This window comes from Nocardia sp. NPDC052566 (genome assembly GCF_044547285.1).
Lineage (GTDB): Bacteria > Actinomycetota > Actinomycetes > Mycobacteriales > Mycobacteriaceae > Nocardia.
Genome location: NZ_JBIUAF010000004.1, coordinates 15,515 through 41,026 on the forward strand (window position 1 = coordinate 15,515; position 25,512 = coordinate 41,026).

25 protein-coding genes and 1 riboswitch are annotated in these 25,512 nt (G+C 67.7%); of the genes, 16 read left to right on the top strand and 9 right to left on the bottom strand.

The features are described from left to right. The first annotated feature begins 29 nt into the window (after window positions 1-29). The 6 genes from ACIG5A_RS19745 to mnhG all read left to right on the top strand — a co-directional run bounded on the left by ACIG5A_RS19745 (window position 30) and on the right by mnhG (window position 6,269). Window positions 30-3,071, top strand: a complete 3,042-nt coding sequence (locus tag ACIG5A_RS19745) for a Na+/H+ antiporter subunit A (RefSeq protein WP_397241931.1) — start codon at window positions 30-32, stop codon at window positions 3,069-3,071. Beyond that, window positions 3,068-3,451 (top strand): Na(+)/H(+) antiporter subunit C, encoded by a 384-nt coding sequence (locus ACIG5A_RS19750; protein ID WP_397241933.1) that lies wholly within the window; start codon window positions 3,068-3,070, stop codon window positions 3,449-3,451. The genes ACIG5A_RS19745 and ACIG5A_RS19750 overlap by 4 nt, the downstream gene beginning before the upstream one ends. After that, complete coding sequence (locus ACIG5A_RS19755; protein ID WP_397241935.1) at window positions 3,448-5,049, top strand: Na+/H+ antiporter subunit D; 1,602 nt, start codon at window positions 3,448-3,450, stop codon at window positions 5,047-5,049. Before ACIG5A_RS19750 ends, ACIG5A_RS19755 begins: the two co-directional genes overlap by 4 nt. A gap of 2 nt (window positions 5,050-5,051) precedes the next feature. Further along, entirely contained in the window at window positions 5,052-5,594 is a 543-nt protein-coding gene (locus ACIG5A_RS19760; protein ID WP_397243906.1) for a Na+/H+ antiporter subunit E, read from the top strand. Between the two features lie 73 nt (window positions 5,595-5,667). Continuing rightward, window positions 5,668-5,928 (top strand): monovalent cation/H+ antiporter complex subunit F, encoded by a 261-nt coding sequence (locus tag ACIG5A_RS19765; protein ID WP_397241937.1) that lies wholly within the window; start codon window positions 5,668-5,670, stop codon window positions 5,926-5,928. Beyond that, window positions 5,925-6,269 carry a monovalent cation/H(+) antiporter subunit G gene (gene mnhG, locus ACIG5A_RS19770; RefSeq protein ID WP_397241939.1) on the top strand — a complete coding sequence of 115 codons (345 nt, stop codon included), beginning with the start codon at window positions 5,925-5,927 and terminating at the stop codon, window positions 6,267-6,269. The genes ACIG5A_RS19765 and mnhG overlap by 4 nt, the downstream gene beginning before the upstream one ends. Here mnhG and ACIG5A_RS19775 read toward each other — a convergent pair whose 3' ends face one another. The 5 genes from ACIG5A_RS19775 to ACIG5A_RS19795 all read right to left on the bottom strand — a co-directional run bounded on the left by ACIG5A_RS19775 (window position 6,270) and on the right by ACIG5A_RS19795 (window position 10,703). After that, entirely contained in the window at window positions 6,270-7,628 is a 1,359-nt protein-coding gene (locus ACIG5A_RS19775; RefSeq protein WP_397241941.1) for a DUF5933 domain-containing protein, read from the bottom strand. It abuts the gene before it with no gap. Window positions 7,629-7,704: 76 nt separating this feature from the next. After that, window positions 7,705-8,853: a glutamate--cysteine ligase gene (locus ACIG5A_RS19780; RefSeq protein WP_397241943.1), complete on the bottom strand. Its 1,149-nt coding sequence runs from the start codon at window positions 8,851-8,853 to the stop codon at window positions 7,705-7,707. Between the two features lie 10 nt (window positions 8,854-8,863). Then, window positions 8,864-9,550: a superoxide dismutase[Cu-Zn] gene (sodC, locus tag ACIG5A_RS19785; protein ID WP_397241945.1), complete on the bottom strand. Its 687-nt coding sequence runs from the start codon at window positions 9,548-9,550 to the stop codon at window positions 8,864-8,866. Between the two features lie 139 nt (window positions 9,551-9,689). Further along, a complete protein-coding gene (locus ACIG5A_RS19790; RefSeq protein ID WP_397241947.1) occupies window positions 9,690-10,301 on the bottom strand; it encodes a LytR C-terminal domain-containing protein in 612 nt (203 codons plus the stop codon). A 21-nt stretch (window positions 10,302-10,322) separates the two neighbouring features. After that, a complete protein-coding gene (locus tag ACIG5A_RS19795; RefSeq protein ID WP_397241949.1) occupies window positions 10,323-10,703 on the bottom strand; it encodes a DUF3263 domain-containing protein in 381 nt (126 codons plus the stop codon). Between the two features lie 167 nt (window positions 10,704-10,870). On the opposite strand from ACIG5A_RS19795, the gene ACIG5A_RS19800 reads away from it, so the two are divergent. Genes ACIG5A_RS19800 through ACIG5A_RS19810 form a run of 3 tightly spaced genes read left to right on the top strand, consistent with a single transcriptional unit; the run spans window position 10,871 to window position 13,295 of the window. Continuing rightward, the gene (locus ACIG5A_RS19800) at window positions 10,871-11,461 is read left to right on the top strand and encodes a peptide deformylase (RefSeq protein ID WP_397241951.1); all 591 of its coding nucleotides are present in this window, start codon (window positions 10,871-10,873) and stop codon (window positions 11,459-11,461) included. 4 nt (window positions 11,462-11,465) lie between these two features. After that, entirely contained in the window at window positions 11,466-12,425 is a 960-nt protein-coding gene (locus tag ACIG5A_RS19805) for a GNAT family N-acetyltransferase (protein WP_397241953.1), read from the top strand. Window positions 12,426-12,479: 54 nt separating this feature from the next. Next, window positions 12,480-13,295 carry an exodeoxyribonuclease III gene (locus tag ACIG5A_RS19810; RefSeq protein ID WP_397241955.1) on the top strand — a complete coding sequence of 272 codons (816 nt, stop codon included), beginning with the start codon at window positions 12,480-12,482 and terminating at the stop codon, window positions 13,293-13,295. 156 nt (window positions 13,296-13,451) lie between these two features. On the opposite strand, the gene ACIG5A_RS19815 is transcribed toward ACIG5A_RS19810, so the two are convergent. Next, complete coding sequence (locus ACIG5A_RS19815) at window positions 13,452-15,368, bottom strand: acyl-CoA dehydrogenase family protein (protein WP_397241957.1); 1,917 nt, start codon at window positions 15,366-15,368, stop codon at window positions 13,452-13,454. A 140-nt stretch (window positions 15,369-15,508) separates the two neighbouring features. On the opposite strand from ACIG5A_RS19815, the gene ACIG5A_RS19820 reads away from it, so the two are divergent. The 4 genes from ACIG5A_RS19820 to ACIG5A_RS19835 all read left to right on the top strand — a co-directional run bounded on the left by ACIG5A_RS19820 (window position 15,509) and on the right by ACIG5A_RS19835 (window position 19,100). Next, window positions 15,509-16,135 carry a TetR/AcrR family transcriptional regulator gene (locus tag ACIG5A_RS19820; RefSeq protein WP_397241959.1) on the top strand — a complete coding sequence of 209 codons (627 nt, stop codon included), beginning with the start codon at window positions 15,509-15,511 and terminating at the stop codon, window positions 16,133-16,135. 260 nt (window positions 16,136-16,395) lie between these two features. Continuing rightward, window positions 16,396-17,592 (top strand): homogentisate 1,2-dioxygenase, encoded by a 1,197-nt coding sequence (locus ACIG5A_RS19825; protein ID WP_397241961.1) that lies wholly within the window; start codon window positions 16,396-16,398, stop codon window positions 17,590-17,592. Then, window positions 17,568-18,770 carry a fumarylacetoacetase gene (gene fahA, locus ACIG5A_RS19830; protein WP_397243908.1) on the top strand — a complete coding sequence of 401 codons (1,203 nt, stop codon included), beginning with the start codon at window positions 17,568-17,570 and terminating at the stop codon, window positions 18,768-18,770. The genes ACIG5A_RS19825 and fahA overlap by 25 nt, the downstream gene beginning before the upstream one ends. A gap of 93 nt (window positions 18,771-18,863) precedes the next feature. Next, entirely contained in the window at window positions 18,864-19,100 is a 237-nt protein-coding gene (locus tag ACIG5A_RS19835; protein WP_397241963.1) for a hypothetical protein, read from the top strand. Window positions 19,101-19,151: 51 nt separating this feature from the next. On the opposite strand, the gene ACIG5A_RS19840 is transcribed toward ACIG5A_RS19835, so the two are convergent. After that, a complete protein-coding gene (locus ACIG5A_RS19840; RefSeq protein ID WP_397241965.1) occupies window positions 19,152-19,823 on the bottom strand; it encodes a TetR/AcrR family transcriptional regulator in 672 nt (223 codons plus the stop codon). A gap of 98 nt (window positions 19,824-19,921) precedes the next feature. Here ACIG5A_RS19840 and ACIG5A_RS19845 point away from each other — a divergent pair, with 98 nt between their 5' ends. Next, window positions 19,922-21,319, top strand: a complete 1,398-nt coding sequence (locus tag ACIG5A_RS19845) for a lipase family protein (protein ID WP_397241967.1) — start codon at window positions 19,922-19,924, stop codon at window positions 21,317-21,319. Between the two features lie 122 nt (window positions 21,320-21,441). Here ACIG5A_RS19845 and ACIG5A_RS19850 read toward each other — a convergent pair whose 3' ends face one another. After that, a complete protein-coding gene (locus tag ACIG5A_RS19850) occupies window positions 21,442-22,356 on the bottom strand; it encodes an esterase/lipase family protein (protein WP_397241969.1) in 915 nt (304 codons plus the stop codon). 180 nt (window positions 22,357-22,536) lie between these two features. Next, a riboswitch (TPP riboswitch) is annotated at window positions 22,537-22,644 on the top strand. Here ACIG5A_RS19850 and thiC point away from each other — a divergent pair. Next, on the top strand, window positions 22,638-24,269 hold the full coding sequence (gene thiC, locus ACIG5A_RS19855) for a phosphomethylpyrimidine synthase ThiC (protein WP_397241971.1): 1,632 nt from the start codon (window positions 22,638-22,640) through the stop codon (window positions 24,267-24,269). (Overlaps the previous riboswitch by 7 nt.) A gap of 266 nt (window positions 24,270-24,535) precedes the next feature. Here thiC and ACIG5A_RS19860 read toward each other — a convergent pair whose 3' ends face one another. Continuing rightward, a complete protein-coding gene (locus ACIG5A_RS19860) occupies window positions 24,536-24,934 on the bottom strand; it encodes a VOC family protein (RefSeq protein ID WP_397241973.1) in 399 nt (132 codons plus the stop codon). A 58-nt stretch (window positions 24,935-24,992) separates the two neighbouring features. Between ACIG5A_RS19860 and ACIG5A_RS19865 the strand changes: the two genes are divergently transcribed. Continuing rightward, window positions 24,993-25,454 (top strand): MarR family winged helix-turn-helix transcriptional regulator, encoded by a 462-nt coding sequence (locus tag ACIG5A_RS19865; protein ID WP_397241975.1) that lies wholly within the window; start codon window positions 24,993-24,995, stop codon window positions 25,452-25,454. Window positions 25,455-25,512: the final 58 nt, after the last annotated feature.

The following is a 25,512-nucleotide window of genomic DNA, read 5'->3' on the forward strand; positions in this document are numbered from 1 at the left end:
CCGCGCCGCTACCACCGACGGAGTGAAGTTTGCTCATAATCCTGCTCGCCCACGCGATCGCCGCACTGCTGGCGCCGTGGTGCGTGCGGGCGCTGGGGCGCAACGCTTTCTATCCGCTCGCGCTGGTACCGCTCGGCGGCCTCGGCTGGGTGATCGCGAAGTGGGGTAGTACGCAACAGGTTCGGCTCGAGTGGGCGCCGAGCATCGAGCTGAACATCGACCTGCGCTTCGATTCGCTCGCCGCCATCATGTCCGCGCTCGTCCTCGGCATCGGCACGCTGATCCTGGCCTACTGCGGCCGGTATTTCGAGGACGACGAACCGCGGCTCGAGGTGTTCGCCGCGCAGATGGTCGGCTTCGCCGGCGCCATGTTCGGGCTGGTCACCAGCGACAATATGGTGCTGCTCTTCGTGTTCTGGGAAACGACGACGGTGCTGTCGTTCCTGCTTGTCGGCCACAATGCCGAGCAGGCGGCGAGCAGGCGCGCCGCGATCCAGGCGCTGCTCGTCACCGGCGCGGGCGGGCTGGCGATGCTCGTCGGGATCATCATCGTCGGCGAGGCCAACGACAGCTATCTGCTCTCGGACCTGCTCGCGCGGCCGCAACCGCTCGACGGGATGACGGTGAACGCCGGCGTCGCGCTGCTGCTTGTCGGCGCGCTCAGCAAATCGGCCATTGTGCCGCTGCACTTCTGGCTACCCGGCGCCATGGCCGCGCCGACGCCGGTCAGCGCCTATCTGCACGCGGCGGCCATGGTGAAGGCCGGTATCTACCTGGTCGCCCGGCTCGCGCCCGCGTTCGCGAGCAATCCGGTGTGGCATCCGATGATCCTCACGCTCGGGCTCGCGTCGATGCTGCTTGCCGGATTGCGATCGCTGCAGGTGGTCGATCTCAAGCTGGTGCTCGCGTTCGGCACGGTGAGCCAGCTCGGCTTCCTGATGGTGCTGGTCGGCCTCGGCACCCCCGACGCGGCGCTGGCCGGGGTGACGATGATCGTGGCGCACGCGTTTTTCAAGGCGAGCCTGTTCATGGTGGTCGGGATCATCGATCACGGGGCGGGGACGCGTGATCTGCGGCGACTGTCCGGATTATGGCGGCGGGCGCCTTGGCTATGCGGCACCGCGGTATTGGCGGCGCTGAGCATGGCGGGCATACCGCCGATGCTCGGATTCGTCGGCAAGGAAAGCGCATTGGGTGCGATGCTCGAAGCGGACAACTTGGCCGCGCCCGCCCGGGTACTGCTGGTCGTCGGCCTGGTGCTCGGGTCGGCACTGACGGTCGGCTACAGCGCGCGGTTCCTCTGGGGCGCGTTCGCGGACAAGGGCGATCGCGTGTCGAGCACGCACGCCACCGGGCACCTCGGTTCGCGATCGCCCCGGACCTACGGCGTGGATTCTCCCGGCACCTCTGGCGTGAGTTCTCCCCACCTTCCTCTTCCTCGCGAAAGCCGGGGGACGGCAGTGGATCCCGGCGTTGGCGGGGACAGCGCGGCGCGGCGGGACATCGGGCGAACGCACGATGTGGGCAGCCCGGATCCGCATGCACGGTTCGATGGCGGCTGGCATGCGCCGGAGCTGATGTTCCTCACTCCGCCTGCGATATTGGCAGTGGCGTCACTCGCCGCCGGGTTGGCGGCGTCGGGCATGGATCGCCTCTTGCGCCCCTATGCGGAAACCCTGCCGGGAGTGCTGGATTCGCATCTTCAGCTGTGGCACGGCGTCACGCCGGTGCTCGGGCTGACCGCGCTCGTGATCGTCCTCGGTATCGCGCTGTTCCTGCTGCGCGGGCGCATCGTGGAATCCGCGAAGCCACGGCTCGGCAATGCCGACCGCGCCTACGACGCCACCCTGGCCGCGATGGATCGGCTGTCGCTGCGGATGACCCGCGCCACCCAGCGCGGCTCGCTGCCGCTGAGCCAGACCACGATCCTGATCACGCTGATCATCCTGCCGACGGTCATGCTCGCGCTCGGCACCCGCACCGGAGTCGAACTACGCCTGTGGGATTCGCCGCTGCAGGCGGCCATCGGCGCGATCATGGTTGTGATGGCGCTCGGCGCGACGATACTGCGCAACCGCCTGGCCGGGGTGCTGTTCGTCGGCGTCACCGGGTACGGCTGCGGCGTGCTGTTCGCGCTGCACGGCGCGCCGGATCTGGCGCTGACCCAATTCCTGGTGGAGACACTGACTCTGGTGATCTTCGTGCTGGTGCTGCGCGCCTTCCCCGCGGAGATCGACGACAGCCGCGCCACCGCGTTCCACGCGCCGAGGGCGCTGCTCGCCGTGCTCGTCGGCGCGGTCGTCACCGGGCTGGCCGCCTTCGCGACGTCGGCGCGCTCCACCGAGCCGATCTGGCACCGGATCCCGCCTGCCGCTTATGAATTCGGTGGCGGCAAGAACGCGGTGAACGTGCTGCTCGTCGATATCCGCGCCTGGGACACCCTCGGCGAGATCTCGGTCCTCGTCGTCGCCGCGACGGGCGTTGCCTCGCTGATGTTCCGCAGCCGCCGCTTCGGCAGCCTGCCGCGCGCGGTCGAATCACCGCACTACCGGCCCGATCTGGTGAGCTGGCTGCCCGCCGGGCGGCTGCTCGAGCGGCGCTATCGCTCCATCGTCCTGCAGATCACCACCCGCCTGGTCTTCCCGACCGTCATGGTGCTCTCGGTGTACTTCTTCTTCTCCGGCCACAACGCACCGGGCGGCGGCTTCGCCGGTGGGCTCACCGCCGGGCTCGCGCTGGTACTGCGCTATCTCGCGGGCGGGCGCTACGAGCTCGCCGAGGCGCTGCCGATCGAGGCGGGCCATTTGCTCGGCACGGGACTCGCGCTCGCCGCGGGTACCGGAACCGCCTCGGTATTGCTCGGTGCGCCGCCGCTGTCCTCGGCCATCGTCCAGTTGACGCTGCCCGTCTTCGGCCAGGTGAAGCTGGTGACGGCGCTCTTCTTCGATCTCGGCGTCTACCTCATCGTGGTCGGCCTGGTCCTCGATGTGCTGCGCAGCCTCGGCGTCCGGCTCGGCTCGGAGCTGGAACCCTTACCGGAAACCACTGCGGCGCAGGATGGTTCGCGATGAGCGCCAACCTGACCTTGCTGATCGTGATCGGCGTGCTCGTCGCGTGCGGGGTGTATCTGATCCTGGAGCGCGCGGTGTCGAAGATGCTGCTCGGCATGATCCTGTTCGGCAACGCGGTGAACCTGCTGATCATCACCATGGGCGGGCCGGACGGGCGCCCGCCCATCCTCGGCGCGACAGAGCCCGCGGACGAGCGGATGTCGGATCCGCTCGCCCAGGCGATGGTGCTCACCGCCATCGTGATCACCATGGGCATCGCCGCGTTCGTGCTCGCGCTCGCCTACCGCTCCTACATGCTCACCACCACCGACCAGGTCGAGAACGATCCGGAGGACACCGAGGTCGCGACCAGGCGTGAGCGGGAGGATCCAGAAGAATGATGCTGTCTCCGCATGTGCTGACCGAGCTGACACCGCTGCCGGTGCTCGTTCCGCTGCTCGCGGCGGCGGTGACGCTGATCGCCGGGCGCAGGCCGCGCATCCAGCGCGGCATCACGCTGCTCGCGCTGAGTTCGGAGGTGGTGGTCAGCGGGCTGCAACTGTATCTGGCCGACCAGCACGGCATTTCGGTGCTGCAAGTCGGCGGGTGGGAGTCACCGATCGGCATCACCCTTGTGGTGGACCGGCTTTCGGCGTCGATGCTGGTGGTCTCGGCGATCGTGATGCTCGCCGTGATGGTCTACGCGACCGGCCAGAACATCAGCGACGGCGGCGAGAAGCAGCCGACCTCCATCTTCCAGCCCACCTATCTCGTACTGAGCGCGGGCATTTCGCTCGCCTTCCTGGCCGGTGACCTGTTCAACCTGTTCGTCGGCTTCGAGATTCTGCTCGGCGCGTCGTTCGTGCTGCTCACCCTCGGCGGCACCAGGGACCGGATCCGGGCGGGCGTGTCCTACGTGATGGTGTCGATGGTGTCGTCGCTGATCTTCCTGTGCGGCATCGCCATGGCCTACGCGGCGACGGGCACGCTGAACATGGCGCAGCTCGCCGTGCGAATGGACGACGTGCCCACCGGAATTCGCGCCGCCATCTGCGCGGTGCTGCTGGTGGCGTTCGGCATCAAGGCCGCGGTCTTCCCGCTGTCGAACTGGCTGCCCGACTCCTACCCCACCGCGCCCGCACCGGTCACCGCGGTGTTCGCGGGCCTGCTCACCAAGGTCGGTGTGTACGCGATCATGCGGACCACCACGCTGCTGTTCGCCGACGGGCGCTTCGACGACATCCTGATGGCGGCGGGCCTGCTCACCATGCTTGTCGGCATCTTCGGCGCGATCGCGCAGAACGACATCAAGCGGCTGCTCTCGTTCACCCTGGTCAGCCATATCGGCTACATGATCTTCGGCATCGGGCTCGCCAACGAGCAGGGGCTGGCGGGCGCGGTGTTCTATGTGGCGCACCACATTCTGGTGCAGACCGCGCTGTTCCTGGTGGTCGGGCTGATCGAGCGGCAGGCGGGTTCGGCATCGCTGCGCAGGCTCGGCGGGCTGGCCGCGGTGAGCCCGGTACTCGCCGTGCTCTTCCTAATTCCGGCGCTGAATCTCGGTGGTATTCCGCCGTTTTCGGGATTCATCGGCAAGATGGCGCTGCTGGAGGCCGGTGCGGCGGACGGCAGCGTGCTGGCCTGGGTGCTGGTGGCGGGGTCGGTGCTCACCAGCCTGCTGACGCTGTACGCCGTCGCGCGGGTGTGGAGCAAGGCCTTCTGGCGCCCGCGCGCCGACGCGCCCGAGGGCCACCTCGCCGCCGCTACCCTGCCGACGCTGGTCGAGGACGACACCGACATGCTCTACGACGAGCGCGACGATCCGGGGCGGATGCCCGCGCTGATGCTGGCGTCCACCGCGGTGCTCGTCGCGGTGGGGCTCGGGCTCACCGTGCTGGCCGGGCCGATACTCGGCGTCGCCGACCGCGCGGCCGATGATCTGCTCGATCGGTCGGTGTATGTCGGTGCGGTGCTGGGCGATTCGGGCGGCAAGCCATGAAGGTGAGCCGGGAACGATTGGTCCAGGTGGGCGTGCTGATCTGGCTCACCGTCGTCTACGTGGCGCTGTGGGGTGACTTGTCCGTCGCCAATATCGTTGCGGGCCTTGTCATCGGCGCGATCATCATGCTCGCCCTGCCGCTGCCACGGGTGCCGGTGGCGGGGCGCGTTCATCTGCTGTCGCTGGTCAGGCTGATCGCGCTGAGCGCCTATTACGCGCTCGAATCCAGTTTGCAGATCGCCTGGTTCGCGATCCGGCCCGCGCCGCCGCCGATCTCCGGCGTGCTGCGGGTCCGGCTGGAGATCAAATCCGATCTGGTGCTCGTGCTGTGCTCGGATCTGCTGAACGTCATCCCCGGCACCATGGTGCTCGAGATCGACCGCGAGCGTCGGCTGGTCTACGTGCACGTCCTCGATGTCGGCAGCGATGCCGCGGTGCAGCACTTCTACCGCACCACAAAGCGTTTGGAGCAGTTACTCATCGCCTCGTTCGAGCGTCCCGCCGAATGGGACGAGTCGGCGTGGCAGAAGGAGGTCCCGTCATGACCGCGTCAGGGCCGGAGCCGGCAGCGCAGCGTAACCACGCAGGCCTAGCGGTCATGACACAGGAGGCACAGCAATGACGGTCGTCGCGGTAGTGGCCGGTGTCCTGCTGCTCGGCGCGGCCGGGCTGACCAGCTACCGCGTGCTCGCCGGGCCGAGCACGCTGGATCGCATCGTCGGCATCGATTCGCTCACCGCCATCGCCGCTGCCGGCCTTGCCGTTTGGGCCGCCTACAGCGATGACGCCACGGTCGTGCCTGCCATCGTCGCGCTGTCGCTGGTCGGCTTCCTCGGCTCGGCCGCCGTCTCCCGCTTCCGCGTCAGGGACGACCGGTGAGCGCGGGAGAAACGGTGTGGGAGTGGATATCCGGCGGGCTGATCCTGACCGGCGCCACCCTCGCGCTGACCGCCGCCATCGCGATCGTCCGCTTCCCCGACACCCTCTCGCGCATGCACGCCGCCACCAAACCCCAAGTGATCGGCCTGATCCTGATCCTCGCGGGCGCGATGATCCAGCTGCGCGGGCACGGCAACATCTGGGCCCTCGCTCTGGTCGGCCTGTTCACCCTGCTCACCGCACCGGTCATCGCCCACCTCATCGGCCGCACCGCCTACCGCGAACAACGCGACCGCGACGGCCTCCTCCGCGTCAACGAACTGGGCGACGACCTCGGCTGATCAGTGCGTCGCGTGCTCGGTTTCCCGGCTCGGCGCGACGCCGTGGGGGTGGCGCGCGAACCAGGTGGCGTGGAAGGCGGCGGCCAGGCCTGCCAGCAGCGCGAGCACGATAGTGCCTGCGAGCACCGGGTATTCGGCCATCTGCACGGCGAGGTAGCGGTAGCCGAGCAGCAGCACGGCCAGTATCACCGTGCCCAATGCGATCAGCCGGATGCGGAACCAGCCCCAGCCGCGGTCGGGTGCGCGCAGCGCCGACTCGATGGTGAGGCACAGCACCGCGCCCGCGACGAGATCGACGCCGTAGTGGTAGCCGAAGCCGAGGGTGGCGGCCAAGGTGGCCAGGAGCCAGAACGTGCCGAGGGCGCGCAACCAGAAGGGCGCCAGGGTGCCGTCGGTGTCGCGGCGGGTGTGCAGGAATACCGACAGCGCCCACGCGGTGTGCATGGAGGGCATGCAGTTGCGCGGGGTCACGGTATCGAAGGACATCGGCGCCGGGGTGTGGTCGATGGGCGGCAGCAGGCCGGGCCAGAAGTTACCGAGCTGCAGGCCGTGGCCGTCGGGCCCGAAGGCGAACATCGGACCGACCACCGGGAAGATCACATAGACGACCGGGCCGAGCAGGCCGAGCACGAGGAACGTGCGCACCAGGTAGTGGTTCGGCCAGACGCCGCTGCGCACCACCCGGCGCAGCTGCCAGACGGCGACCACGATGGCCGCGACGGGCAGTTCGATGTACACCCAGTGCAGTACCGCGTAGACGGCGGGGCCGAGCGCGTCGAGGACGCGGCCCATCACCCAGGACGGATCACCGAGCGCGTGATCGGCGAGGACCACATAGGCGTCGTACACCTTCGGCCTGGTGACGATGGTGATGTGCAGCCAGACGTCACCGACCTTGGTGGCCAGGACCAGCAGCGCGCCGAGCGCGGCGGCATGCAGCGCGTTGCGCCGCTCGGCGCCGTGCCAGCGCAGCGCGGCGACCACCGCGATACCGGTCAGCACGATCGTCGGGCCGTTGCCGAGTGCGAAGGGCTGATCGGCGAGCAGCCGGATGCCCAGCCACACCGCGTCGATGCCGACGGCGATGCCGAGCGCGATCAGCCTGCGCCGCATGGGAAGTCCCACCAGCGCCAGTACCAGGCCCGCCCACGGCACCGACATGGATTTGGGGGTGCCGACGTAGTCGTGCCACAGGCTGCCGAGCGGTCCCTCGAAATCGTTACCGATCGAACCGAGCTGCAACGCGATGAGCAGCACCGGCACCGCGGCGATTCCGGCGGCGCCCCAGATCCGGCGACCCGGCGCGCGCACCCGCTGGGCGGCGCCGCCTACTCTCGATCCCGGGTCTTCGACAAGCATCCGACCATAGTAAACGGGCGGTGAACGTCATCCCCCTGGCCAGCTGAACGAAAGCCGACCTGCACGGTCCGGGGAGCTACTCGTCCAGCTCCTTGACCAGGGCGTCGACCACCGCGACCAGGTCGCCTTGCGCGGCCGCCGCCACCTTGCGCTGGCGCTGATAGGAGGCGCCGCGCCGCGGGATCTCGGCGGCGAATGCCAGCTCCTTCGCGCAGCCGAGCCGCTCGGCGGTCGGCTCCAGCCGGTTCAGCAGCTCGTCGAGATCCTCGGTGACCAATCGCTCGTTGCTGTCGGCATCGGTGATGATGATCGCGTCGAGGCCGTACCGCGCGGCCCGCCACTTGTTCTCCTGCACATGCCACGGCGGCAGCGGTGTCGGCAGCTTCTCCCCGTTATCGATCCTGCGGTCCAGATCGACGATCAGGCAGTGGATCATCGCGGCCATCGCGGCCAGCTCGCTGCGGGTGGACAGGCCGTCGCAGATGCGCACCTCGATGGTGCCCCACTTGGGCGCGGGCCGGATATCCCAGTGCATACCGCCGAGCTGTTCGAACACACCGGTTTTCAGCTGGTCGTGCACGAAATGCTCGAACTGGATCCAGTTTTCGAACTGGAACGGCAGCCCGGCCGTCGGCAGCTGCTGGAACATCAGGGTGCGGTTGCTCGCGTAACCGGTGTCCGAGCCCGCCCACATCGGCGAGGACGCGGACAGCGCGAGCAGGTGCGGATGCGCGAACAACAGCGCGTTCAGGATCGGAAAGACCTTGTCCCGGTGCGAGACTCCGACGTGCACGTGCACGCCCCAGATCATCATCTGGCGACCCCACCACTGGGTGCGCTCGATCAGCTCGTCGTAATGCTCGGAGCGGGTCAGCTGCTGCGCCGACCACTGGGCGAACGGATGCGTGCCCGCGCAGAACAAATCGACCCCGAGCGGATCCGCGGCGCGGCGCACCGCGTCCATGGTGCCGTGCAGATCCTCGACCGCCTCACCGACGGTGCTGTGCACGCCGGTGACGATCTCGACGGTATTGCGCAGCAATTCCTTCGTCACCTGCGGCGTGCCGTCATGGGCGCGCCGATCACCGACCACGTCGAAGACGGCTGCGGCGGTATTGGACAGATCGCGCGTCACCTTGTCGACAAGCGCGATCTCCCATTCGATACCGATCGTGGGCCGGGGCGAGCCTTTGAAGGGAACCGACTCGATCTTTGCCCCGGTCATGTGGACCTACCTATTGCACGACACCGCAGGCGACGCGGCCGCCCGCGTCGCCCGTGGCTAGCGTCGTATCGTCGGGGCCCGCGACGCCGTCGGCGCGAACATAGCGGTTGGGAATGTTGCCGAAGTTGTCGGCGTCGGCGTGGATGATCAGGGCCTTGCCCTTGAGATCGTCCAGCGTCACCGTGTCGGTGGTGGTGGCCAGCTGGGCGCTGCCGTCCTGGCGCACCTCCAGCGAGGTCAGATCACCGCTGGCCGGGTGCGCGTTGGCGCTGCCGACCTGCAGATGTCCACCCGCGGACAGGAACGCGCCGGCGGCGCCGCCGGTGGGGGCCACCGAATTGGCCTCACACTTGCCGATCTGATGGAAGTGCAGACCGTGGAAGCCGGGGCGCAGGCCGTTCGCCGTGACGGCGACCTTGAGGAAGTTGCCGTCCTTGGTGATGTTCGCCGTACCGACCGAGGCGCCGGCGGCGTCCTTCAGGTCGACCTTGGCGCCCGGGTTCGCGAAGGCGTCGCCCTTCTCCTTGCCGAATTCGGCGGAGGGCGGCGCGGCCGCACCGGTCCAGACCGGCGGGTTCGTTCCCTTGACGTCGCTCGACTCCTGGCTGCTCGAACAGGCAGCGAGGCCGAAGACCGCGACCGCAAGCACCGGGGTCACAGTCCGCCAGGACGGGCGACGAGTTGTGGACGGGGCCATCGGGGAACTCCTTTACGAGTACCAAGCTTACGAGCAGAGCTACGTGGGCACGATCATTACCGGACAAGATGATGCCACGCCTGCCGTGTCAGACCATGACAGGGCCGTGTTGCATCGGACACGCCGTGCGCCGGTGACCTCAGTTGCCGGTGACGATGACGATGACGCCGGAACCCTGATCCGACAGCCCGGCGCCGCGCGGTTCGGCGGTGACGCCGAGTTCGCTCGCGATCTCCAGTGCCGCTTCCCGTTCACCAGGTGAGTTGCCGTAGTACACAGTCGTTTTCGCGACGTTCTCGCCGGGATAGTTACCGGTCTGGGTATTGCTCCAGCCGTTGGCGTTGAGCTGGCTCGCGGTGCGCGCCGCGAGGCCGACCACCAGGCTGTTGTTGAGCACCCGCACCGGAATCGAATGATTCACCGTCGCAGCGGCACTCGTGGTCGTCGGCGGCAACGTGGGTGCGGCAGTGGTGGTTACCGGCGGGGTGGTGCTTGTCACCGGCGGGGTACTGGCCGCCGCGCTGCTCGGGGCGCCCGTGACCGGCGGCGCCGCGACGGTGGTCTTGGCGGGCGCCGTCACCTGCGGCGCCGCGGTACCCGACGTGCTGGTGGAGCCCGCTCCGTTGCTGTCCGAATCGGAACTCGACAACGACATCGCGCCGAGACCACCGAAGACGATGGCAAGCGCGATCAACACCATCGCGAGCGCGCGCAATGGCGGTCCACCGGAGGTGGAATTCGGGTAGCTCACTCTAATGACCCTAGTCGCAACTCAGACTTGAAAGCCGAGACGCCGCGCGGCTCTGGACTTCTGCCTGCTCGCCCGCAACCGCCGCAGCCGTTTCACCAGCATCGGGTCGGCGGCCATGGCCTCCTGCCGATCGACGACCGCGTTGAGCACCTGGTAGTAGCGGGTCGGCGACATGCCGAACAGCTCGCGGATGGCCTCTTCCTTGGCGCCGGCGTACTTCCACCACTGCCGCTCGAAGGCCAGGATTTCGTGTTCGCGACGGCTGAGGCCGTCACCGTCCTCGGTATCGGCCTGCGCCGATAGGTCGCCCACCACTGTCGAGCCCCCTACCGTGGCTTCGTCGTCGTTCGCGGAAGGACCGTCCTGGATCGCGGAAAGATTCCGTGCCGCTGCGCCGTCCATCTTGCTCCCTCGCCGAGTAACCACCAGACGAAAAATGATGCTTGTACGTCGCGGATCATTCAACCACGGGCCGCTCGGATTGCCGGGCCACCCGCTCGGCGTGTTCGGTTACCGGCAGGTAGGGGGTGTGTCGCGACCGCGACGACGGGCGCGGCCATAATTACCCCATGGCAATCCTCCCTATCGTGATCGTTGGTGACCCCGTTCTGCACAATCCCACCGAACAGGTCAGCCAGACTCCGGAGGAACTGGCCGAGCTGATCGCGGATATGTACGACACCCTCGACGAGGCGCACGGCGTCGGCCTCGCCGCCAACCAGGTCGGCGTCCCGCTACGGCTGTTCGTCTACGACTGCCCCGACGTCGCGGCGGACGGCACCGCGACGCGGCGGCGCGGTGCGGTGATCAACCCGGTACTGGAGACCTCGGACCTGCCGGAGACCATGCCGGATCCGGACGAGGACGAAGAGGGCTGCCTCTCGGTCCCCGGCGAACAGTTCCCCACCGGCCGCGCCGATTGGGCCAAGGTCACCGGCACCGACGAGCACGGCAACCCGGTCGAGATCGAGGGCAAGGGCTTCTTCGCCAGGATGCTGCAGCACGAGGTCGGGCACCTCGACGGTTTCCTCTACGTGGACGTGCTGATCGGCCGCAATGCCCGCGCGGCCAAGAAGGCGATCAAGCGAAACGGCTGGGGCGCACCGGGACTCAGCTGGATCCCGGGCACCGTGCCCGACCCGTTCGGGCACGACGACTGAACCGGTGTCGCTGCCGGACATTCCGCTCGGCCGCCGGGTGGTGCTGCGCTATCGGCTGCCCGCCGGTTATCCACAGCCGCTCACCGATGTGATCGGCGAGCTCGTCTCGCTCGATCCGCCGACCGTGCGCGGCGCCGACGGGCAGGTCGTCGCAGTCGCGCCGGACCGGGTTGTCGCGCTGAAGGCCTTGGGGCCGAGGCCGATTCGCATACGGGAGATCCGGGCCGTCGAGGCCGCCGCCGCCGACGGCTGGCCGGGACTCGAGCGGGCGTGGATCGACGGCTGGCTGCTGCGCGCCGGGCGCGGCTACACCAGCCGCGCCAATTCCGCTGTGCCGCTTGGCAGCTCCGATGGACCGGCGGTGATCGCGGCGGAGACGCTGCACCGGATAGGCGAGTGGTATACCGCGCACGGGCTGCCGGTGCAGCTCGCGCTGCCCGATCGCCTCGCGCCGATCCCGCCGGGCTGGCGCGGCTTTCGCGAGACGGTCCTGCTCGCCATCGATATCGAGAATTTCGTGCTGCCACAGGGGCCGTCGATGGTGCGCATCGCCGCCGAGCCCGATGCCGCCTGGCTGGCGATGCAGCGCTACGGCGGGGAAGACCCTGCGGGACAAGAGGTTCCGGATATCGAGGTGCTCACGTCGGTGCACAACGGCGTGCTCGGTTTCGCCTCGCTCGGGCTGCCCGAGCCGATCGCGATCGGGCGCGGCGCGCTCACCACCGCGCCGGACGGCCGCACATGGATCGGGCTCACCTGCGTCGCGGTCGGCGCGGCGCATCGCAGGCGCGGGCTCGGCACGCTGGTGTGCGCCGAACTGCTCCGGTGGGGCAGCGACCGCGGCGCGACGCACGCCTATATACAGGTGGAGGCCGACAACACCGGCGCGCTCGCGCTGTACCGCGACCTGGGGTTCATCGAACACCACTCGTACCGTTACGCCACGCCGGAGGGCACTCGCTGAACCAGCCGGGCTCCGGTAGAAAAGTCCTATAACCCATGCGAAGGAAGGTCTGTCGTGCGCCTCGCGACCTGGAACGTCAACTCGATCCGCTCCCGTATCGACCGGGTCGCGGAGTTCCTGGACCGCCAGGACATCGATGTGCTCGCGATCCAGGAGACCAAATGCCGCGACGACCAGTTCCCCTATGAGCGCTTCGACGAACTCGGTTATGAGGTCGCCCATTTCGGGCTGAACCAGTGGAACGGCGTCGCGATCGCCTCGCGCATCGGGCTCACCGACGTGGAGCAGGCCTTCCCCGATCAGCCCGGCTTCGACAAGGACGCGGGCGAATCACTGCTCAGCACACCGGTTGTCGAAGCGCGCGCGCTCGGCGCCACCTGCGGCGGCGTGCGTGTATGGAGCCTGTATGTGCCGAACGGCCGCGCGCTCGACGATCCGCACTATGCCTACAAGCTGGAATGGCTTGCCGCCCTGCGTGCCAACGGCGCCCGCTGGCTCGCCGACCACCCGGAGGACCAGATAGCCCTGGTCGGCGACTGGAATATCGCACCGACCGACGACGACGTCTGGTCCGTCGAATTCTTCGAAGGCAAAACCCATATCTCCCAGCCGGAGCGCGACGCCTTCCACGCCTTCACCGAATCCGGTTTCGCCGACGTCATGCGCCCCTTCGCCCCCGGTCCCGGCGTATACACCTACTGGGACTACACCCAACTGCGCTTCCCCCGCAAAGAGGGTATGCGCATCGATTTCATCCTTGCCTCCCCCACCCTCGCCGCCCGCGCGAAAGACGCGATGGTCGACCGCGACGAACGAAAAGGCAAGGGCGCCAGCGACCACGCCCCGGTGATCGCCGAATTCACCGACTGAGCGCTCGGTGTGGCGGGTGCGGGCTTCGTGATCGCCACCGACGGGCCCGTGTCCAACACCGTGGTAACGCTGCCGTTCGGAGCGCCGACGCTGAAGACGTTCCCAGATGTAGGTACGGGCCGCACCCTGACAGGGTCGGGGCGCGGCCGCAGGGATCTAAGGATTCATCTCGTAAGCGCCGGCGTGGGCGCGGGCCTCGGCGAGCACGGCATCGAACCGCGCGCGATCGGCCACCGGGCGGCGAACCAAGTCGAGGGCACGAGTCTGCTGAGCTTTGGTTGCCGCGGGCTTGGTGTGCAAGGTCAGTGCGTTCTTGGCGAATTCGCGGACGAAGACGTCGAAGAGTTGATCGAGTACGGCCGCGCTCGTGCCCTCGATCTCGGCCTGTTCCAGGATGAGCTGGGCGTAGGGCAGCGCGGTGAACAGCTCGCCGAGCGCGAAGAGGAAGTCGACGTCGCGCTGCTGCGCCGCGGTGGGCGAGGCGGCGGCGAGCAGCGTCTGGAAGGCGAGCGCCTGCTCCAGGAACACCGCGACATTCGGTATGTGGGCGAACTTTTCGAAGATCGGGCGCCAGTCGACGAAGCGGATTCGGCCGAGGCCGCTGCTCGGGCCCTGGCGGAACAGGAATTCGTCGTCGGCGCCGTCGCGACGGGTCGGAACCGGTTGATAGGAGGCGTTTTTCAGCTCCTTCGCCAGTGCGGGCACCGCCGCGCCCGCACGCGGGGCCAGCTTGCGGCTCGACCAGCTGAGCGCACCGGACACCGCGCGCACCGCGCCCTTCGGTGCGACTCCTGGCAGGTAGCGCAGCGCGGCAAGTCCGGCGTCGGCCGGGTGGAACATGTAGTTGGCCATGAACTTCAGCGACAGCGCCATGTTCACGTGTACCGTGCCCTCGAGGCGCGGCAGGCCGAACAGGCCGAGCATGGCCATCGGGAAGTACATGTCGTTCTCGAAGCCGCGGGCGGCGACCACGTCGGCGAGGTCCTCGATGATCTTCTGGCCCTGCCGGGTGACGGTCATCTTCTCGATCGCGTTGAACAGCAGGTAGCGCCGGTCCTCGGGGTTGGCCGAGCGCATGTAGTCGATGGCCCGCTCGCTGTAGAGCTTCATGCCGACCAGCCGCGCGTACGAGTCGGTCATCAGCGCCTGCACCTGCGGGAATTCGGTGACCCGGTGCCCGAACAGTATTCGGTTCTCGGCGTGCGTGATCGCCTCGTAGTAGGCGTGTTCGCAGGCGCCGATCGCACCGAAGCCGAGGTTGAACTTGCCGACGTTGACCGTGTTCATCGCGGCATGGAACGCCTCCTCGCCACGGTGCAGGATGTCTTCCTCGGCGACCGGGTACTGCTCCAGATCGAATGCGGCGACGTACATCTGGCTGTCGACGACATTGCGCAGCAATTTGTAGTTCTTGTGCTTGCTGTCCGCGACGAAGAACAGGTACCCCTCGTAATCCTCTTGTGTCGGCTTGCTTTCCAGCGCCTTGGCACTGTCGATGATCGGCTTGTCGGCGCGGCGGCCGAACACCGACACCATGCCCGCCAGATTGCCGTTGCCGATGTAGTGCTTGCCGCCGGTCGCGGTGTAACCGCCGCCCGGCTGCGGCTCGAGCACCATATCGGTGGAGTACACGTCGGCGCCGTGCTCCTTCTCGGACAGGCCGAAGGCGAAGATCTCGCCGGAATCGAGCTGGGCGGCGGCCTTGCGCTTGGCGGCGGCGTTGCCACTCTGCCAGATCGGGCCGAGGCCGAGGATCGTCACCTGCCAGACGTACCAGTAGGACATCCCGTAGAAGCCGAGGATCTTGCTGAGCATCGCGTTCCGCGCGGTGTCCCAGCGCTTGTTCGGGTCGCCGCCCGCCTCGGCCGCCGGGGTGAGGAAGGTCGCGAACACCCGCTCGCGCTTCACGAAGTCGAGGAACTCGGCGTACCAGATCCGCTCCCGGTCATCCCGCTTCAGCGCCGCCTTGCCGCGCGCCTCGAACCAGTCGACCGTCGCGCGCAGCAGCCTGCGGGTCTCCGCGTCGAACTCGGCGAACTCGCAGGTCTTCGGGTTGAACAGGGTTTCGGTCATCGGTGGCTCCTCGGCCGTGGCAACGTCGCCGGAACGGTTTCATTCAGCAATGTAGCATTATTATACGATGACGTAGGAAGCTGATCTTCACCCCGGAGACCAGCCATAATCCGGGCAAAGGCGCTGATATGTTGGATGCCATGGGTAGCGAGTCGGCCGTGCAGCCACGCCAGCGGGCACAGCATCTCGGCCCGGAGCGCCGCCGCCCGCAGGTGCTGGATACGGCGCTGGCCATCGCGGTGGAGGACGGCATCGCCGCGGTCACCATGGCGGCCATCGCCGAACGGATGAACGTCACCCGCCCGGTGGTGTACGCCTGCTTCGCCGACCGGGTCGAGCTGATCGAATCGCTGATCCACCGCGAGGAGAGCTATCTGATCGACGGCCTGCGCGCGGTACTGCTGCACCGCGATGTCGACGCAGGCGAGGCGGTATTCATCGATGGCTTCCGCGCACTGCTGGAGAAGGTCGACGCACGCCCCGACGCTTGGCGGCTGCTGTACGGCAATCCCGATCCGGCCGTTGCCGATTCGTTCGGCCGTGGACGGACGCTCGCCGTCGAACGCTGCACGCAGCTGCTGCGGCCGACGCTGCGCGCCTGGGGCACCGAGAACGCCGAGCACAAATTGCCCGCGCTTGTCGAGTTATGGGTCTCCGCCGGCGAGGGCGCGGTGCGCACTCTGCTTGGCGGCGAAGGCGATTGGACGCCGCAGACGCTCGGCGCGTTCGTCGGCGCCGCCGTCTTCCGCGCGCTGCGCCACGCCTGAACATCGACTCGGGCACCGCATAGGCAATACGCGAGGGCAGGTGCGCATCCTGCCTCGCAAAATGCGCACTCGATCGCGGCGGGCTAGGCACAGTGCGCAGCAAGTGGCGGACACGGTGCGTCCGCGTGGCCGGACACGGTAGGACCGTGGGGTACGCGCGGGGTGAACCGGGCGGGGCCGAAAGCGGGCCCCGTGCGGATCCGCCCAGCCTAGGATGCGAATCGGATCATCCGACCATTGATCTGGCGGAAGGTAGAGCCATGGCTTTTTACCGGCAAGTCGGCGCTGTGCCGCCCAAGCGGCATACCCAGCACCGCAACGAGCACGGGGAGCTCTTCTACGAGGAGCTGATGGGCGAGGAGGGATTCTCCGGGGATTCCTCGCTGCTCTATCACCGCGGGCTGCCGCCCGCCATCGTGGATTCGACGGTGTGGGAGCTGCCGGATCAGACGACGACCCCCAATCATCCACTGCGGCACCGGCATCTGCGGCTGCCCGAGCTGTTCCCCGGCGATACGCCGTCCACCACCGACCCGGTGACCGGCAGGCGACTGATACTCGGCAACGCCGACGTGCGCATCTCCTACGTGGTCGCCAAGGGCGCCTCACCGCTGTACCGCAACGCCATCGGCGACGAGCTGGTGTACGTGGAATCCGGTGCGGCCGTGGTCGAGACGGTGTTCGGCGCGCTGCGGGCGCGTCAGGGCGACCAGGTGCTGATCCCGCGGGCGACCACCCACCGCTGGCTGCCCGCCGGTCCGGAACCGTTGCGCGCCTACGTCATCGAGGCATCGAGCCACATCACCCCGCCGAAGCGCTATCTGTCGAAATTCGGTCAGCTGCTGGAGAATTCGCCCTACTGCGAACGCGACCTGCACGGACCGGCCGAACCGCTGAGCGCCACCGGCACCGATGTCGAGGTGCTGGTCAAGCATCGGCCCGGCGGAAAAGTGGTCGGCACCAGGATGATCTACGCGACCCATCCGTTCGACGTGGTCGGCTGGGACGGCTGCCTGTATCCGATCACCTTCAATATCGCCGATTTCGAGCCGATCACCGGGCGCATCCACCAGCCGCCGCCCGCGCATCAGGTCTTCGAGGGCACCAACTTCGTGGTGTGCAACTTCGTGCCGCGCAAGGTCGATTACCACCCGCTGTCGATCCCGGTGCCGTACTACCACTCCAACGTGGACTCCGACGAGATCATGTTCTACTGCGGCGGAAACTACGAGGCGCGCAAGGGATCCGGGATCGAACAGGGTTCGGTGTCGGTGCATCCCGGCGGTTACGCGCACGGCCCCCAGCCCGGCGCCTACGAGCGCAGCATCGGACTGGAGTACTTCGACGAGCTCGCCGTCATGGTCGATACCTTCCGCCCGCTCGAACTCGGCGAGGGCGCATTGGCCTGCGAGGACCCCGCCTACGCGTGGACATGGTCGGGACGGGGGCCCGCGTGAAGACTCGCATCGAAGTACCGGCGGATTCGCTGTTCGGCCCGGACAACCTGCCCTACGGTGTGTTCGCGCCGGTGGACGGCGAACCGCGGGTCGGCGTGCGGATCGGCGAGCAGGTCATCGATCTCGGGATGGCGCTGACAGACCCGGTGTTCACCGCGCCGAGCCTGAATCCCTTTCTGGCACAGGGCCCGGATCGCTGGCGTGAGGTCCGCGAGCGGGTACGTGAGCTCGTCGATACCGAAATCCGTTCCGCCGCACTGCATCAGCTCGGCGATGTGCGGATGATGCTGCCGGTACAGATCGGCGATTACGTCGACTTCTACGCCAGCATCGATCACGCGACGAACCTCGGCAGGCTCTTCCGCCCGGATTCGGAGCCGCTGCTGCCCAACTGGCGGCATCTGCCGGTGGGCTACCACGGCAGGGCTGGCACGGTGGTCGAGTCGGGCACGCGGATCGTGCGCCCGCGCGGCCAGCGCCGAACGGATTCGGGCACACCCGATTTCGGGCCGTCGCGGCGGCTCGACATCGAGGCCGAACTCGGTTTCGTGATCGGCGCGGGCTCCGAACTCGGCACCTCGATCGACACCGACGACTTCGCCGAGCACGTCTTCGGCGTCGCGCTGATCAACGACTGGTCCGCCCGTGACATCCAAGCGTGGGAGTACCAGCCACTCGGGCCGTTCCTCGGCAAGTCGTTCGCGACATCGATGTCGGCGTGGATCACGCCGCTCGCCGCGCTCGACGCGGCCCGCGTGCCGACACCGGAGCAGTCGCCGGAGCCACTGCCCTACCTGCAAGGCAAGCAGGAGTGGGGGCTGGACATCGATCTGACGGTGTCCTGGAACGGTGAGACGGTCGCGCATCCGCCGTTCTCGCGCATGTACTGGTCACCGGCGCAGATGCTGGCCCATCTCACGGCGAACGGCGCCGCCACCCGCACCGGCGACCTCTACGCCTCGGGCACCATCTCCGGCCCGGAGCGGGACCAGCGCGGCTCGTTCATCGAATTGTCGTGGGGTGGCTCCGAACCCGTCACGGTGAACGGACAGCACCGCACCTTCCTGGAGGACGGCGACGAGGTCGTCATCACAGCGACGGCGCCGGGCCCCGATCTGGCGCGTATCGGATTGGGCGAGGTCAGGGGCCGGATCCATCCGGCATTGACGCATCGGTAACCCCGGAATCGAGGGCTTCAGAGAGAACCTTCGACGCATTACCGTCCTCTCCGAGGAGACGACCGTCGGGTGGGATATCGAGAAGAAGGATCTATGAAGCGCTCTATCGCAGGAATCGTGTTGGCCGGTGCTCTGCTCGTTCCGGGCCAGCTCGTCTCCGCCACCTCGGCCTCCGCCGCAGCCGAGGCGCCCGCCGCGGTCGCCGATTCCGGCTCCGGCGGCTGCACCTCGGCCCAGCCGCCGACCTGCAGCTCCGGCCTGGCGAAGGTGCTCGTCGACGTGCTCAGCGCGATCAGCACGGGCTCGTCCAAGGGTGGCGGCGCGAAGTAGGCGCCTGATCAATCGAGGCGGGCCGGTCCGAAAGGACCGGCCCGTTTTTCGCTATTTCGCGGCGATCGCCGCGCGGCCGACGTAGACCGCATCGACGAAGCGGTTGAGGTCTTCGGCCAGCGTAGCGACCGCATCGGGGGCGCCGCCGTCGTCATGGTGGTGCAGCCAGTCCACCACCAGCTCGAACATTCCGCCGATGGTGGCGAGCGCGAGCGCGATACCGGCACGGTCACCGGTGCCCGACCACTGCTGATCGAGGAAGGCCGCCGACCAGCGGCGGTTGCTGCGTCGTTGCTTGTCGACCGTGGTCGAGATGCCGCCCGCCTCACCGAAGGTCACCTTCGCCAGGCGCGGATCGTCGGCGATGGCATGGACGAAGGCCTCGATCACGGCATGCGCGCGCTGCGGCCACTCCTGGCCCTCCACGGCCGCGGCGCCGGCCATCACCCGCTGCTGAATCTGCACCGTGATCTGTTCCAGCAGCGCGATATAACACGCTTCCTTGCTCTCGAAGTGATCGTAGAAACCCTTCGTCCCGACATAGGCGCGCTGGCAGATCTGTTCGATCGATGTGCCCGAATAACTCTGCTCGGCAAACAGTTCCGTGGCGGCATCCAACAATTGACTGCGCCGCTGCGCGCTGCGCTGCTCGGCGTCGAGGCCGCGAATGCGGCGCCGCACCGTGGCCGCGTCGGGCCGCGCGGCGGATTTGCTGCGGGTCATATTTCGACCATAGCGGGCGCAACTTCAACAAGAGCTCTTGTTGATAACTGTATGTCGTGTTGTAATCACTGGCACACCGATGAGGAAGAAGGACCGACGTGTCTGTGATCACTGGAGATCGGACCCGCCACAAGGGATTGCGCGTGCTCGCGGCCGCGGTGGGGATGGCCGTCGCCACGGCGACAACTCTGCTGGCAGGCGGCATGAACGCCGCGCCGGCCGCTGCGGTGGTACCGCCGTCGCAGGATTCGTTCTATCAACCGCCCGCGGGTTTCGAAGCCCAGGAACCCGGCACCGTCCTTCGCTCACGCGAGGTGCGCCTCGCGGTGCTGACCGTGCTGCCGCTGAATGTGCGGTCCTGGCAGCTGATGTACCGCACCACCGATCTCTTCGATCAGCCGTCGGTCGCGGTGAGCACCGTGATCCTGCCCGCGGGCGCGGATCCGAACCGCTCGCGGCCGCTGGTGTCGCTGCAGTTCTACTACGACAGCGCGAGCCCGGACTGCGCGCCGTCGTTCGTGCTGCAACAGGGCGCCGGACTGCCCGGCGTCGAGGGCATCCACTCGCAGAGCGAACTCATCGCCCTCGCGGCGCTGATCAGCCAGGGCTGGGCCGTCTCGATCCCGGATTACGAAGGCCTGCAAGGACATCTGGCCGTGGCCAAGGAGCCCGGCTACATGACGCTCGACGGTATCCGCGCGGCGGAGCGATTCCAGCCACTCGGGTTGGCCGGGGCCGAGACACCCGTCGCGATGTGGGGCTATTCCGGCGGCGGCATGGGTTCGGGCTGGGCGGCGGAAATGCAGCCGAGCTATGCGCCGGAACTGAACGTCAAGGGGATCGCGCTCGGTGCGCCGACCTCGGATGTGGTGTCGCTGCTGCACGTCAACGGGTCGATGTTCGCCAGCCTGATCGGCATCGGCATCGCCTCACTGTCCAAGGCGTACCCCAAGTTCCACGATGCGACCTACGCGCACCTGACCCCCGAGGGGCAGGCGCTGATGGACCGCACCAACGCACAGTGCCTGCCGCGCAACGCATTGACCCAGATGTTCGTGGATTATCAACGGCTGCTGACCCTTCCGATCGCCGACTTCCTCGCACTGCCGGAGATCAAGGAGGTCTTCGACGCGACCGTGCTCGGCAGCAACATCCCGACCGCGCCGATCTTCCTGTACCAGGGCGTCTTCGACGAAGCGGTCCCGGTGTGGACCAATGATCGGCTGTCCCAGCGCTGGTGCGCCGGCGGCGCGTCGGTGCAGTACACCCGCGACCACCTCAGCGAGCACCTGACCCTGCCCTCCCTCGGCATGGCCCAGACCTTCAACTGGCTGAAGTCCCGCCTCGCCCCGAACGCCCCCGACCAGATCGGCTGCCGCACCGACGACGTCGTCTCGATGCTCGCCGACTTCAACGCCCTGCTCTCCCAGATCGAAATCAACCTCAACGCCACCTTCGGCGCCCTCGGCTTCCCGATCGGCCCCCGAGAACGCTGACCGAACCACCCGCCCGCGCGGCCCTCGACTGGAACCGGACCAGTCGGGGGCCGTCGCGTGCGAACCGCGACAGCCGGGAGGAGGTGGATCGGCCATGCGCGACGCCTACGACGGCAAGACCGTCACGGGTTGATCAGGTTGGTGCAGTCGACCCCGGTCGCGTGATCGGGGTCGAGCGCGTTGCGCACCAACCGGATCACCAGCGGGTTCAGCGAGGTGGTCTGATGCATGTCGATGGCGATCGGGCAGACGTCCTGGAGCAGGATGTTGTCGACCTTCGGATTGGCGTCGCGCAGGAAAGACGACTTCACCGCGGGCTGGGCGACCTGATCCAGCAGGGAGGCGATCACCGTATACGCCACGCCGGGCTCGGTATCGCCGCCCGCGTTGAGGTGCTCGATGAATTCGGAGGTGTCGAGCTGATCGGTGCACGCCGGACACAGCGCGGTGACGCCGTCACGGACCGGGCTGAGCAGCTGGGCCAGCCGGTTGATACCGAACAGTTCGGTGCCGTAGTTGGTGGGTGAAATACCTACCAGCGTGCGCACTTTCGCGGCGCCGCCGTTGAAACGCAGGTACTGGCGCGGCATCATGCCGCCCAGCGAATGCCCGACGATATCGACCTGCTTCGCGCCGGTGGCCGCGAGCACGCCGTCGACGTAGGTGGACAGCTCCTCGGCGACCTGATCGATCTTCTGTACGCCCGGCAGCACTTCGCCGAGGATCGGCGCCAGCCCATAGTGCAGCGCGAACAGGCAGTAGCCGTCCAGCTTCAGCAGCGGGGCCAGGTCGGCGAACACCGCGGCGGGCGGTGCGAACGTGCCGTGGACAAGCACCACCGGATGCGGGTGCGCGGCGGAGGGTTTGCAGGTCCAGTCGTTGGCGCCGAAGACAGGCAGGTTCGCGTCCTGCTTCTTCGCGGCGGCGATGAGCTGCGTCGGCGCCACCGGTGCATCGACCAGGCCCGACGGCGTCGCCGATCCGACGGCCGCCGTGGTCAGCAGCGCGGCGGCCAGCACGACGCTCGTCAATGCCATTCGCCCAGCTCGCGAGCAACTCATCGCACACTCCTGTGATAGATGTGACTGGAGTTACATTTGTCAATTTCTACAGCACATCGGCGCCGCACACCAGGACAAACTGGTCGATTGTGCGATTTACCGTCATCACCGGGCGGGGGTACCGCGCGGGCAGGTATGGTCGGCCGAGAAAAAATTCAGAACGCCAACGGGGGCTCGCACCAGCGGGCTGAGAGGACGGCTAGGGCCGTCGACCGTATGAACCTGACCGGGTAATGCCGGCGTAGGGAGGAAAGACCATGGCTACAGCCACGCCTGTCGACACCGTCACCACGGGTCCCATCGAAGGCAGCGTCAAGCACTATCACGAGGTCGACGGCCTGCGGATTCCGGTGCGCCGGATCAACCTGACCAACGGCGAGCACTTCGATGTCTACGACACCTCGGGCCCGTACACCGACGATGCGGCGACCATCGATCTGGAGGGCGGCCTGCCGAAGCTGCGCGACGGATGGACCAAGCCCGACGTGGACGGCCCACGCACCCAGCTGGCCTGGGCGCGCCAGGGCATCATCACCCCCGAGATGCGCTTCATCGCTGTGCGCGAAGGGGTTTCGGCGGAGTTGGTGCGCGACGAGGTCGCCGCCGGCCGCGCGGTGATCCCGGCCAACCACAAGCATCCGGAACTGGAGCCGACGATCATCGGCAAGAAGTTCCTGGTGAAGATCAACGCGAATATCGGCAACTCGGCCGTGTCCTCCTCGATCGCCGAGGAGGTGGAGAAGATGGTGTGGGCCACCCGCTGGGGCGCCGACACCATCATGGACCTGTCCACCGGCAAGAACATTCACGAGACCCGCGAGTGGATCCTGCGCAACTCCCCCGTTCCGGTCGGCACCGTGCCGATCTACCAGGCGCTGGAGAAGGTCAACGGCGATCCGACGAAGCTGACCTGGGAGATCTACCGCGACACCGTGATCGAGCAGTGCGAGCAGGGCGTGGACTACATGACCGTGCACGCGGGCGTACTGCTGCGCTACGTGCCGCTGACCGCCAAGCGCGTCACCGGGATCGTCTCGCGCGGCGGATCCATCATGGCCGCATGGTGTTTGGCACATCACCAGGAATCGTTCCTCTACACCAACTTCGCCGAACTCTGCGAGATCCTGGCGAAGTACGACGTGACCTTCTCCCTCGGTGACGGCCTGCGCCCCGGCTCCATCGCCGACGCCAACGACGCAGCCCAGTTCGCCGAGCTGCGCACCCTCGGCGAGCTGACGAAGATCGCGAAATCCCATGGCGTGCAGGTGATGATCGAGGGCCCCGGCCACGTGCCGATGCACAAGATCGTGGAGAACGTGCGGCTCGAGGAGGAGCTGTGCGAGGAGGCGCCGTTCTACACCCTCGGCCCGCTCGCCACCGATATCGCGCCCGCCTACGACCACATCACCTCGGCCATCGGCGCCGCGATCATCGCCCAGGCGGGCACCGCGATGCTCTGCTACGTCACGCCGAAGGAGCACCTCGGCCTGCCCAACCGGGACGACGTCAAGGTCGGCGTGATCACCTACAAGATCGCCGCGCACGCGGCGGACCTGGCCAAGGGGCATCCGCACGCGCAGGACCGGGACAACGAATTGTCCAAGGCGCGCTTCGAATTCCGCTGGCTCGACCAGTTCGCGCTGTCGCTCGACCCGGACACCGCGCGCGAGTACCACGACGAAACCCTGCCCGCCGAGCCGGCCAAGACCGCGCACTTCTGCTCGATGTGCGGGCCGAAGTTCTGCTCGATGCGCATTTCGGCCGATGTGCGCGAATACGCCGAGCGGCAGGGGCTCACCGACGTGGAGGCGCTGGAGGCCGGTATGGCGGCCAAGTCGGCGGAGTTCGCCGACCACGGCAACGCGGTGTATCTGCCGGTGGTCTCCTAGGTTTCGCCCATGGCGGGAGCGAACGGTTCTGGGTGCCGCCGCTCCCGCCGTGTGCGATCCGGAACACGGCGCGTCCGAATGCCGCTGAGCAGAGGCGAAGCTGGGGTCGCCCACTGCCGACGCGCGGCGAAACATGGTGCCGGTCCTCACCGACCATGGCGCGATGCGGATGCGGCCGGCGGTGGGCAGAGCCCGCCGAGGTTCCGGCGAACGGGAATTGGTGGCGGCGTTGCGCGGAGAGGGAGCGCCACCAATTCCCGCGCGGTTCAGTAGGACTGGAGTTCGATGAGGGTGCCGTTCGGATCGCGCAGGTGTGCGGTGCGCAGATTCGGCCCCCAGTCCGGGCGGTCCGTGGCGGCGACGGCGAGCGTCGCGCCATGGCGCACACAGAGATCCGCACCCGCATCGACGTCATCGACCCGGCAGACGAACATGACGGCGTCCTGAGCGAGCGTGGGTAGCCCACCCGTACCGACAACCGCGGCCATGGCGGCACGATCGAAGAGCACGAGCACCGCTTGGCCGTCGACATCCCAATTGGCATAGGGGCCATCGGCATTGCCCTTCATCAGCTCGGCACCGAGCAATGTCGGCAGCACGGCCTGATAGAAGCCGAAGCATTCCGCGAACCGATCGACGAGAAGCCGTGGGTGCAATGCGTCCATATCGCTCTCCAATTAGTAGGTGCAGACCTATCATAGGTCTACACCTAGAATATGCCCCATGGACGCCGGACGCGCTCTGCCACCGAGCCTGCTCGAGCTCGACACCTACCTGCTCTCCCGCATCGGCAAGGCCGCCCGCGCCCGCTTCGGCGACCGCCTCGCCACCCGCGGACTCCGCCTGTGGCACATGGCCGTCCTCGCCGCCCTCGCCGACTTCGGCCCCCACGCCCAACGCGAACTAGCCGACCGCCTCGGCATCCACCCGAGCGACGTCGCCAAGATCGTCGACGACCTGGAGTCCGCCGAGTGGGCCGAGCGCACCCGCGACCCCGCCGACCGCCGCCGGTTTTCGGTGTGCATCACCAAACCTGGCCGCGGCACCCTGCGAGCGCTGCACAAGGAAGCGCGACAAGTCCGCGAGGAACTCCTCGCGCCACTCACCCCTGACGAGCGCACCCAACTCACCGGCCTGCTCCACCGCGTTTTCGACCACCTGCACCCCGAAACCGTCGTCGACTGACCGGGGCACGGCCTCTTCGCGCATGAAACGCCGCCGAACACGCGAAACGTCATGATCA

What these genes read in the sequence shown, in the direction of transcription:
- ACIG5A_RS19750 (WP_397241933.1), top strand. Translation starts at nt 3,068, where the DNA reads ATGAGCGCCAACCTGACCTTGCTGATCGTGATCGGCGTGCTCGTCGCG.
- ACIG5A_RS19755 (WP_397241935.1), top strand. Translation starts at nt 3,448, where the DNA reads ATGATGCTGTCTCCGCATGTGCTGACCGAGCTGACACCGCTGCCGGTG.
- ACIG5A_RS19765 (WP_397241937.1), top strand. Translation starts at nt 5,668, where the DNA reads ATGACGGTCGTCGCGGTAGTGGCCGGTGTCCTGCTGCTCGGCGCGGCC.
- ACIG5A_RS19775 (WP_397241941.1), bottom strand. Translation starts at nt 7,628, where the DNA reads ATGCTTGTCGAAGACCCGGGATCGAGAGTAGGCGGCGCCGCCCAGCGG.
- ACIG5A_RS19780 (WP_397241943.1), bottom strand. Translation starts at nt 8,853, where the DNA reads ATGACCGGGGCAAAGATCGAGTCGGTTCCCTTCAAAGGCTCGCCCCGG.
- sodC (WP_397241945.1), bottom strand. Translation starts at nt 9,550, where the DNA reads ATGGCCCCGTCCACAACTCGTCGCCCGTCCTGGCGGACTGTGACCCCG.
- ACIG5A_RS19795 (WP_397241949.1), bottom strand. Translation starts at nt 10,703, where the DNA reads ATGGACGGCGCAGCGGCACGGAATCTTTCCGCGATCCAGGACGGTCCT.
- ACIG5A_RS19800 (WP_397241951.1), top strand. Translation starts at nt 10,871, where the DNA reads ATGGCAATCCTCCCTATCGTGATCGTTGGTGACCCCGTTCTGCACAAT.
- ACIG5A_RS19815 (WP_397241957.1), bottom strand. Translation starts at nt 15,368, where the DNA reads ATGACCGAAACCCTGTTCAACCCGAAGACCTGCGAGTTCGCCGAGTTC.
- ACIG5A_RS19820 (WP_397241959.1), top strand. Translation starts at nt 15,509, where the DNA reads ATGGGTAGCGAGTCGGCCGTGCAGCCACGCCAGCGGGCACAGCATCTC.
- ACIG5A_RS19825 (WP_397241961.1), top strand. Translation starts at nt 16,396, where the DNA reads ATGGCTTTTTACCGGCAAGTCGGCGCTGTGCCGCCCAAGCGGCATACC.
- fahA (WP_397243908.1), top strand. Translation starts at nt 17,568, where the DNA reads ATGGTCGGGACGGGGGCCCGCGTGAAGACTCGCATCGAAGTACCGGCG.
- ACIG5A_RS19835 (WP_397241963.1), top strand. Translation starts at nt 18,864, where the DNA reads ATGAAGCGCTCTATCGCAGGAATCGTGTTGGCCGGTGCTCTGCTCGTT.
- ACIG5A_RS19840 (WP_397241965.1), bottom strand. Translation starts at nt 19,823, where the DNA reads ATGACCCGCAGCAAATCCGCCGCGCGGCCCGACGCGGCCACGGTGCGG.
- ACIG5A_RS19850 (WP_397241969.1), bottom strand. Translation starts at nt 22,356, where the DNA reads ATGGCATTGACGAGCGTCGTGCTGGCCGCCGCGCTGCTGACCACGGCG.
- thiC (WP_397241971.1), top strand. Translation starts at nt 22,638, where the DNA reads ATGGCTACAGCCACGCCTGTCGACACCGTCACCACGGGTCCCATCGAA.
- ACIG5A_RS19860 (WP_397241973.1), bottom strand. Translation starts at nt 24,934, where the DNA reads ATGGACGCATTGCACCCACGGCTTCTCGTCGATCGGTTCGCGGAATGC.
- ACIG5A_RS19865 (WP_397241975.1), top strand. Translation starts at nt 24,993, where the DNA reads ATGGACGCCGGACGCGCTCTGCCACCGAGCCTGCTCGAGCTCGACACC.